Origin of the sequence: Pseudoglutamicibacter cumminsii (assembly GCF_003143995.1) — a bacterium.
GTDB classification, from domain to species: Bacteria; Actinomycetota; Actinomycetes; order Actinomycetales; family Micrococcaceae; genus Pseudoglutamicibacter; species Pseudoglutamicibacter cumminsii_B.
Map to the genome: position 1 here is coordinate 101,722 of NZ_QFWG01000008.1, position 9,567 is coordinate 111,288.

At 56.7% G+C, this 9,567-nt stretch carries 8 protein-coding genes and 1 CRISPR repeat array; all 8 genes read left to right on the forward strand.

Annotated features, from left to right (window positions below; all coding sequences use genetic code 11):
- Nucleotides 1-85 precede the first annotated feature (85 nt).
- From cas3 to cas2e, 8 genes are read left to right on the forward strand one after another with little or no spacing between them, the layout of a single operon-like run.
- A complete protein-coding gene (gene cas3 / locus CAY35_RS07140) occupies nt 86-2,911 on the forward strand; it encodes a CRISPR-associated helicase Cas3' (protein WP_109303950.1) in 2,826 nt (941 codons plus the stop codon).
- The gene (casA, locus tag CAY35_RS07145; protein ID WP_109303951.1) at nt 2,904-4,553 is read left to right on the forward strand and encodes a type I-E CRISPR-associated protein Cse1/CasA; all 1,650 of its coding nucleotides are present in this window, start codon (nt 2,904-2,906) and stop codon (nt 4,551-4,553) included. Before cas3 ends, casA begins: the two co-directional genes overlap by 8 nt.
- 2 nt (nt 4,554-4,555) lie before the next feature.
- Nucleotides 4,556-5,173 (forward strand): type I-E CRISPR-associated protein Cse2/CasB, encoded by a 618-nt coding sequence (gene casB, locus CAY35_RS07150; RefSeq protein ID WP_109303952.1) that lies wholly within the window; start codon nt 4,556-4,558, stop codon nt 5,171-5,173.
- 22 nt (nt 5,174-5,195) lie between these two features.
- On the forward strand, nt 5,196-6,347 hold the full coding sequence (gene cas7e / locus CAY35_RS07155) for a type I-E CRISPR-associated protein Cas7/Cse4/CasC (protein WP_109303953.1): 1,152 nt from the start codon (nt 5,196-5,198) through the stop codon (nt 6,345-6,347).
- A 3-nt stretch (nt 6,348-6,350) separates the two neighbouring features.
- The gene (cas5e, locus tag CAY35_RS07160; protein WP_109303954.1) at nt 6,351-7,118 is read left to right on the forward strand and encodes a type I-E CRISPR-associated protein Cas5/CasD; all 768 of its coding nucleotides are present in this window, start codon (nt 6,351-6,353) and stop codon (nt 7,116-7,118) included.
- Nucleotides 7,118-7,786: a type I-E CRISPR-associated protein Cas6/Cse3/CasE gene (cas6e, locus tag CAY35_RS07165; RefSeq protein ID WP_109303955.1), complete on the forward strand. Its 669-nt coding sequence runs from the start codon at nt 7,118-7,120 to the stop codon at nt 7,784-7,786. Before cas5e ends, cas6e begins: the two co-directional genes overlap by 1 nt.
- On the forward strand, nt 7,779-8,720 hold the full coding sequence (gene cas1e / locus CAY35_RS07170; protein WP_109303956.1) for a type I-E CRISPR-associated endonuclease Cas1e: 942 nt from the start codon (nt 7,779-7,781) through the stop codon (nt 8,718-8,720). The genes cas6e and cas1e overlap by 8 nt, the downstream gene beginning before the upstream one ends.
- 3 nt (nt 8,721-8,723) lie before the next feature.
- A complete protein-coding gene (gene cas2e / locus CAY35_RS07175) occupies nt 8,724-9,071 on the forward strand; it encodes a type I-E CRISPR-associated endoribonuclease Cas2e (protein ID WP_083285454.1) in 348 nt (115 codons plus the stop codon).
- A gap of 71 nt (nt 9,072-9,142) precedes the next feature.
- Nucleotides 9,143-9,537: direct repeats of the CRISPR family, unit length 29 nt; unit sequence GAGTTCCCCGCGCCTGCGGGGATGATCCC.
- Nucleotides 9,538-9,567 lie beyond the last annotated feature (30 nt).

Here is a 9,567-nt window from a genome sequence, read left to right on the forward strand (position 1 = left end):
GTCAGACCCCTATCGGATACTCAGAGCACAGGTAGCTGTTGGACTATATTCCTCAATAAACGAGTCGAGCTGTAAGGGAGCGAAGGTGGAGATCACAGATGTAGAGTCACTTTGGGCTAAGGCTCGCCCCTATGCCTCGAGTGACGTTGAGCCACTGCAGACTCTTTCGATCCGGCAGCATCTCGAAGATGCCGCCGCTGTTGCCGGGCATATTTGGGACGACTTTCTTGCCCCACATATTAAAGAGATGCTCGCAGTTGAGCTTGGCTCAGATGAAGTGGCGCGGGCTTCCTTCGTATTCCTCGCCGGCACGCACGACGTAGGCAAGGCCGCCCCGGTATTCTCAACCCAACATCGACGCGCAGCTGATCAAGCACAGGCCGCAGGTTTCATCCACCCCCCACAGCTGGCCCCCGGTACGTTACTGACACCACGGTTGCGCCACGAAGTCATCTCCGGCGTGGCATTACGACATTGGTTGCGGAACACATTTGCTGTGAAGTGGCTTCCTATCGTTCATAGCTGGTTAGGCCCGGTTCTTGCACATCACGGAGCACCTGCATCCAGCCAAATCCTTTGCGCAGCTCTGGACGATTCCTTGAGCCTAGGAGATCCGATGTGGACCGATGCCCGCAACGTTCTCCTCGATCATATTGATTCCGTAACAGGCTTCTCGAAGATCATCAAAGAAAAGCTTCCTGCTCTCCCCCGGCTGACCTCGCACGCTCAAACGATTCTTTCCGGTGCAGTCATCATGTCGGACTGGATTGCATCAAACGAGCATTATTTTCCTCTGGACTTTGTCGAAGCAAGTCAGCAACGAGCCCAAGAAGGTTGGGAATCTCTAGCTCTTCCGGGTCCATGGACATCGTGGGATCATCCCGCCGATGCCGATGAACATCTCCGAGAGCGTTTCAACCTAGATGCTTCCGCCCAGGCCCGCCCAATGCAGTCCACGGCACGCCAACTTGCTTCAGAGTCCCAAGAACCGGGGCTAATCATCGTCGAAGCCGGCATGGGTGAAGGTAAGACCGAAGCTGCGCTCATGTGTGCAGAGATTCTTGCCAAGAAATTCGGCCACGGTGGTGTCTTCGTTGGCTTGCCAACCCAGGCCTCCACAAACGCGATGTTTGAACGGGTCACCCATTGGCTCGAGCAGTTCCCGCTCACAGAAGGCCAAGCCCCTCCTACTACCTTCCTGGCTCACGGAAAGCGTGACCTCAACGAGACGTATCACGCCGCATACAAAGAAGCCTGGCGCCGCTACTTTGGCCCTCACGTCCGCGACGAATCCAATAAGAAGAAGCTGCACAGCTCCGTTGTGGCCCACTCTTGGTTGACCGACCGGCGCCGTGGGTTGTTGGCGCCTTTCACTATTGGCACCATTGACCACGCGTTGATGCTGGCTCTCAAAATGCGTTTCGTAACCCTGCGGCACCTTGCTTTTGCAGGCAAGGTTGTGGTTCTGGATGAGGTTCACGCCGCAGACACATACATGTCCCAGTTCCTCGAAGGTGCGCTCGACTGGCTCGGCGCGATGGGCGTGCCCGTAGTCATGCTGTCGGCCACCCTTCCAGCCAGTCGCAGGGGGGCGTTCATCCGCGCTTACCAGGGCCACACGAAGAGGCGTGAAGAGCCCCGGCAAGCGACCCTCCCCGTCGAGGCGTACCCTCGGCTGACCCTAGCGGAACGTTCGGGTCGTGTTATGGAACGCTCCTCCGAGAGCACCGGCGTGGTGCGCGAGCTGACCGTCCATCGCCTAGGCAATACCTCGGCAGACCTCATCGAGCTGATCAAACGCAAAGGTAAAGACGGAGGACGTGTTGCCGTCATCCGCAACACGGTTCGCGAAGTCCAAGAAACCTCCGAGTTACTGCATGATGCGTTCCCCGATGCCCACCACTACATTTCTCATGCTCGGTTCATGGGCAATGACCGTGCAGAACGAGACAACTTGCTGCTGGATCGCTTCGGCAAGGGCGGCTCAGCACCCGAAGGCGAACTCAGCATCGTTGTTGCGAGCCAAACCATCGAACAGTCACTCGACCTGGACTTTGATCTCATGATCACCGACCTTGCCCCAGTCGATTTGATCCTGCAGCGCTCAGGACGTCTACACCGGCACACGCAACGGGACGCTATCCGCCCGCCCCTGTTGCGTGAGGCTGAACTGTGGATCAGCGGAGTCGATTGGAACGCAACACCGTTCGCTCCATCCACGGGTTCATGCGCGGTATATGGCGAGCACCTCCTGCTGCGTACAACCCTGGCTCTCGGCCTCATTGACAAGAGCGAAGTCCAAGTTCAGATCCCGGCAGATATCCCCGAGCTCGTCGACCGCACTTATGAGAGGCCGGTTCATCCGCCAGCGGGTTGGGAAGATGCACTCGAGAAAGCCGAGCAGAAGTTCGGCGAAGAAACGAAGGAGGCACGGAGAAAGCCCCGGGCCGCACTGCTTCACGGGCCCTCCACTATGAAAGATATTTTCGGACTCGTTTCAGGTGGCCTGAGTGAAGACGGCACCGATGAACGCGTTTCGATGGGTGTGCGCGACGCCGCAGACAACGTGGAAGTGCTCATGGCGCAGATGATCGACGGCCAGCTGTGCATTCCACAGTGGGTCTCCAAGCACGGTGGGACTCCACTGCCCATGTACGAAGCACCTCCCGCTGATGTTGCCCGCGTCCTCAAACGGTGCAGCCTCAACATCACAGAACACTTGCTCCACAAGACAAGCATCGATTCGTTCATCGAGCATCTGGAACGGACTGCAGTCTTTGATTGGCAAAATTCACCCGAACTGCGTGGCGAACTCATACTTATTTTTAATGAAGATCTAACGTATTCAACAGATTGGTTCACCATGAACTATGACCCAACCTTCGGTTTGAAAGTGGTTAAACATGACTGAAGCAACACTTGAGCGTCCTTCGTTCTCGCTCATCAGCGAGCCGTGGATTCCTTGCCTTGGAATGGACGGCGCAGTCAAAGAATACTCACTCATCGATGTGTTCAAAGAAGCGAAGCAACTCAAAGCGATTGCATCGGAGCTGCCAATCACAAACTTCGCGCTGCTACGACTCTGCCTCGCGATCATCTACGCCGCACATCGCGATAAAACTCTAGATACCGAACTTTGGGCTGAATGGTTCGACGAAGGGCTACCGGTCGAGGAGATCGAACACTATCTTGCGGAGCATTCGGATTACTTCGACCTGTTTCACCCGGAAACACCATTCTTCCAAGTCGCTGGCCTACGTAACTCCAAAGACGAACGCTTCGGCCTGGAACGCTTGATTCTGGATGTCCCTCCAAACAAACCATTCATGACCACGCGCATCGGTGAAGGTCTCGAATCGATCTCCTACAGCGAAGGCGCCAGAGCCCTCGTCACCTTGCACGCGTTCGACATTGCCGGTAACAAAACCGGTGCCATAGGTGATCCACGAGTCAAAGACGGCAAAGGCTTCGGAATAGGTACCGGTTGGAGCGGTCGTCTTGGAGGAATCTTCTTCGAAGGCGTCAACCTTCACGACACGTTTATGCTCAACCTGGCAGGTACTCATCCGGGCGGCGGCGATCGGTGGCGAGACGACGCCCCCGCGTGGGAAACCTTTCACTGGACCGCCGGCGATGCTCAGGCTGCCGTAAATCCGGACCTCGAAGCCACCGGACCGCAAGCACTGTACACCTGGCAAAGCCGTCGCGTCCGTCTCTTCCCGGAGGACGGTGCCATCAAACATGTGATGGTTGCGCAAGGCGACCCTCTACCGACGCAAGACAAGTATGACCTCGAACCAATGTCTGGCTGGCAAAATATCAATGCTAAGAAAAAGAGTCGTAGGCCGCTTGACGCTGTCTATATGCCTCAGGTGCATAACCCGGCTCGAATGATGTGGCGAAACGTCGGTGCACTGCTACCTACAGGACCTAACAGCACCTCTGTCGGGGAACGCTTTAAATCATCCGAAAGCCTCGAATGGATGAGCCGCCTCTACCTCGAGGAGATGTTCCCCCGTGAATATCCGGTGCGTTTGCACGGTGTTGGTTTGACGTATGGGACAAACAGTTCCGTCATCGAAGAAATGTATGACGATGTTGTCAGCGGCCAGCTTGCAACGTTTGCAAGCACTAGCCCACACGTGCAACAAGCCATCAACAACGCGATCGAAGCATCCGAGCAAGCCGTCCTAGCGTTGCGCAATCTTGCCGCCAACCTTGCCACTAGCCGCGGCTTTAATGCTACAGGGCGGAGGGATGAAGCTAGCACTCTTGCCTATGACGCGCTCGACGCGCCCTTCCGTGAGTGGTTTTCCCGGGCTACCCCGGAGAACATTACTGATCTTCTTCCCGAGTGGGTCGAACAGGCTCTAGCTCTGATCCGGGCTATCGGTCTCGACATGACGTCGCGCGCTGTTTCAATTTCCTTTTCCGGCAGAGAACTAGAAAAGCACCGCTACAACGCACCATTGTCCGAAGATTGGTTCCGTTCCGCGCTAGCGAAAATCCGTAAATCTTTCATTCCTCCCACGACTACTGAAGAGAGGGCGTAAGCATGTCCACGGTTTCACCTGAAAACCGCGCCACAACGACGTCAGAGCTCGTCCGTTTTGTGCTTCACCGGGCGCACACTCTAGGAGAGGGCTATCGCTCCAATCGGGCGAGTGCGGTCGAAGCTACCGCGGTCCTTGCCCAGGCTGCGGGGCGTCCCATCGGGTCTTCTTTGCAAGCGTTGAAATGGACAATTGATCAGGCTCCTGCTGGCTGGGTCAGTAGAGATGGCCAAGCGTCCCGCGCAGAGTTGGCGGCCTACGCGGCCCTGACTCTATTCGCTGTTCATCACCGTTCCCGAAAGGACACCTCGCCACACACCGATGCGGTGAAGTTTGGTCAGGCGGTACGCCAGGCTGTTAATTCGGCCGCCAACGGCACCGGTATTGAACGCCGTTTCGAACAGTTCGGAGCGGCTACTTCCTGGGACCAATTGGTAGGACGACTCCGTTCCCTGATTCAACTGCTGAAACAGGATCGCCACGCCTTCGACTACGGGCAACTAGCTAAAGACCTTTTCGATTGGCAATTCCCCGAGCGTAGAAACACCGTACGCCTCCGTTGGGGCCGTGATTTCTACAGCCTCCCCTCGATGACCACCCCACACACTTCAGATTCCTAATCCATCCAGAAAGGCTCTTCCAATGACCCGTACCATTATTGACATCCACGCACTCCAAACAGTCCCACCTTCAAACTTGAACCGCGATGATACGGGCTCTCCCAAGACTGCGCTTTTTGGGGGTGTGACTCGTGCCCGTGTTTCAAGTCAGGCTTGGAAGCGCGCAATACGTATGATGTTCCGTGACATCGCAACGGATGGTCTGCTGGGTGTACGCACCGTGAAGGTTGTGGCTCTTCTAGCTTCGAAGATGCACGAACTCAATCCAAACATCGCTCAAGATCAACTTGAAGCCGCCGCTATTGAAATTTTGACCGCTGCTGATGTCAAAGTTGCTAAACCAAAGGCTCGCAAAGGCGAAAAGGAAAAACTCGAACAAGCCCCAGCACTTGTATTCTTTTCTACAGCTCAGGTGAACAATCTTGCGCAACTGGCGGTGGACGCCCTCGCCTCGGGCGATGTTAAGGCCTTCGTGAAAGACCGCGGAAATAAGAAGAAAATCCAAGAGGCAGCAGCCCAGGACGCGTCGGTGGACGTCTCGCTGTTCGGCAGGATGGTCGCAAACGTTTCCTACCTAAACGTTGACGCGGCGGCTCAGGTCGCACACGCGATCAGCGTCCACGACACGCCTACGGAAGCTGACTATTTCACGGCAGTGGACGAATTCAGCGAGGCCGGTGAGGATGATAACGAGAATACCGGCGCAGCAATGATCCAGAGCATCGAGTTCAACTCATCAACTCTGTACCGTTACGCAACTGTGAACGTGAACGCGCTGGCCGCAAACCTCGGCAATGTTGAAGCCACGCGTATTGGTGTCGAGGCTTTTGTGCGTGCGTTCCTGACATCGATGCCTTCCGGAAAAATGAATACGTTCGCGAACCGTACGTTGCCTGAGGTGGTTGTGGTTCAGGTCCGTGATTCACAGTCAGTCAACTTGGTGGGCGCGTTTGAAGAACCCGTTCGGGGCGCCCGCGTGAGCGACGTTGCTGCCGCTCGTTTGGCCGCGTGGTCGCAAAAGATCGACGAAAAGTACGGCACTACCCCAGTGAAGTCGTGGGTGATCAACCTCAACGACGACATCGAAGAGTTAGGCAAACTAGGCGAGTCCACCTCCCTTGAAGGGCTCGTTACGGCACTGGGTGAAACCGTAGAGAGCCGTCTGGAGGCCTAGACCATGGTGTACACCCTCGTACTTGTTTTACGGGGTCCACTACAAGCCTGGGGTGTCCGGAGCCGGTTCAATCGGAGAACAACGCAACCTCAACCGACCAAGAGCGGTGTGGCTGGCTTGCTGGCTTCAGCGCTTGGCTATGAGCGGAGCGCGGACCTTTCGGAGTTCCGCGAGCTTCGATTCGGTACTCGTACTGATGTTCCGGGCACTTTAACTGTGGACTACCAAACCGCTAGAACCTTGGGGCCGAAACCATTAGTTATGCCGGTGACTCGCCGTCACATGCTTGAGGATGCTGTTTTTGTCGTTGGATTCGAATCCCCTAACCGGGAACAGCTCGAGAAGTATTTCGAGGCTGTCAAGGCACCTGCCTACCCTCTGTATTTGGGACGTCGGGCTCTCCCACCTGCCGGCCCAGTACACACGGAAATATGTGAAGGCGGCCTCGAAGATGTGTTGAAGGCCTACCCGTGGCAGGCATCCGACTACCAGGCTAAACGCTTGCGAAACCTGCAACGGGGTGACTCCGAACGCCTACATCTGACGGTCGAGTCGCGTCCAGGAGACGCTACTTTCGCGACCGCGGAAACAGTTGCAGATAACCCAGTGAGTTTCTCGATGGAACACCGGCAATACGATTTCCGGGCCATGACACACGACTATGTCGCGTTGGAAGCGATTACTGACAGCGAGGGCGAGCCTGTAGAGCCGCGTGATGCTCACGACCCGATGGCGTTACTCGATCAGGCTGATGACGAAGGAGTGTCTTGATGTCTACAACTCTGACGCGGGTTCCGCTGGATCTGACTCGTAGCGGTACGCGACGGAAGCTTGCAAGCGAGCAGGTGATGCACGCCGTTATCGCCGCCGCAACGGATGCTGGGGCTGAACGTCGTGTTTTGTGGCGCATCGACGGCGAAGCTGCGCAACGTACGTTGTATGTCGTTTCGCCCGATGCTCCAGATGTCTCTCGCCTGTCGCAGGAGCTGCTTGTCGACGAAGATGCGATCGCTTCGCGGGATTACCAGCCGTTGCTGGATTCCCTGTCGAATGGGCAGGAGTTCCGTTTCCGTTTGCGTGCCAACCCGATCATTAATAAATACCGGGAAGAGCGGAACCAGCGTTCTGCACGGGTTCCGATCGTGGGGCTGGACGCGCAGCTTGGTTGGCTTGAGCGTCAAGCTGAGCGTCACGGTTTCGAGTTGGCGCATTCACGGATGGGGCAGCCTGAAGTTCTGGTCTATGGCCAGGAAAACATGCAGTTCTCTAAGCAGAGTGGACGGATTGTCACTATTCGTGCGGTGGTGTTCGAGGGGATTCTGAGGGTCACTGATGCGGAGCTTGTCAGATCTGCTCTGGTTTCGGGTGTTGGTCCTGCGAAGGCGTACGGCTGTGGCTTGCTGACGTTGGCGCCTGTGAGTGCTTCGAGCGATGTCTAGAACGCCGCCGGGGTTCGTCCCGCCCGAGCTTCCTCAGTTGGCTCGGGCGGCTGACAGGTTGACTTTCGTCTACTTGGAGCGGTGCCGTGTACACCGTGACGCTAATGCGATTACGGCGACGGATGAGCGCGGCACGGTTCATATCCCGGCGTCTACGCTTGGGACGCTGATGTTGGGGCCGGGTACGACGGTGACGCATCAGGCGATGACTTTGCTTCACCAGTCGGGTGTTTGTGCTGTCTGGACGGGTGAGGAGGGTGTCCGTTATTACGGTCATGGGCGTCCTTTAGCGGAGTCTTCGCGGCTGCTGGAGGCTCAGGCGAAGTTGTTCTCAACTACGCGGGGGCGACTCAAGGTAGCTAAAGCGATGTATCAGATGCGTTTCCCCGGCGAGGATGTTTCTGGGTTGACGTTGCAACAGTTGCGGGGGCGTGAGGGCGTTAGGATGCGCCGCGCATACCGTGCGGCTGCAGAGGAATATGGCATCCAGTGGTCTTCGCGTGAGTATGATCCGAATGATTTCGCGGACGGCGATGCGGTTAATCAAGCGCTCTCTGCGGCTAACGCGGCTCTCTATGGAGTGGTTCATTCAGTTGTCGTCGGGTTGGGTCTATCGCCTGGTTTAGGGTTTGTTCACACTGGGAATGTTAGATCGTTTGTGTTGGATGTCGCTGATCTGTATAAGGCGGAGTTGATTATCCCTCTGGCTTTCCGGCTGGCCGCGGAGCAGCCGCCCGATATGGGTTCGGCCGCTCGGCGTGCAGTGCGTGACCTTATGGTTGGTGGAAAGTTTCTTCAACGGTGTGTGAATGACCTCCGTTCTCTTCTCCTTGATGAGGGGGCGGATAGTAAAGAAGATCCTGATTCTTCACCGCTGTTTCTCTGGGGAGGCTTTGGTGAGGATGTTGCAGCAAATACCAACTATGGCGGCTGAGTCATGTTGGTGTTAGTTCTGTCCGCGGTGCCTGCAGGGTTGCGGGGGCATGTGACTCGGTGGTTGTTAGAGATTTCTCCTGGCGTTTTCGTTGGGAGCGTTTCCCGGAGGGTGCGTGAGGCTCTTTGGGAAGAGATCCGGGGTTCGGTCCGCACTGGCCGGGCGATCCTGGTTTGGCAATCGAATAGTGAACAAGGTCTTGAGTTTTTGATTCACGGGCATCATTGGGAGCCTGTGGACTTTGATGGGATAACGCTCATGATGCGACCGCATCAGCCTTCCTCGAGCTCAGCCAAGGTTGGCTCCAGCAACGCATCGAAATGGCGCCGCTACGGACGCAGATCAAACTAATGTTCCCGAGTATTGTCTAAAGTGAATCTTTTGACCGCACCAAGGTACATTAGACCCAATGGGATCCAAGTGAGTTCCCCGCGCCTGCGGGGATGATCCCCGGCCGATGAGCGCCTTAGAGAGCCCCGTCTTGAGTTCCCCGCGCCTGCGGGGATGATCCCGCGCGCGACGTCGTAGCCGTGAGGTCGGACATGAGTTCCCCGCGCCTGCGGGGATGATCCCCGCTGGACGAACGCAGAGCTCGCACGGCGGGCGAGTTCCCCGCGCCTGCGGGGATGATCCCGGAAACAACGATAAGGATAGAACAAATGGCGAGAGTTCCCCGCGCCTGCGGGGATGATCCCCTTGGGGACCTCATCACCAAGACAGAAGGACGGAGTTCCCCGCGCCTGCGGGGATGATCCCGGTTAGCGAAAGTCCGTTCGTTCCACAGGGGGGAGTTCCCCGCGCCTGCGGGGATGATCCCGGTTGATTGCGTTGGAGGAACGGGAGCAAC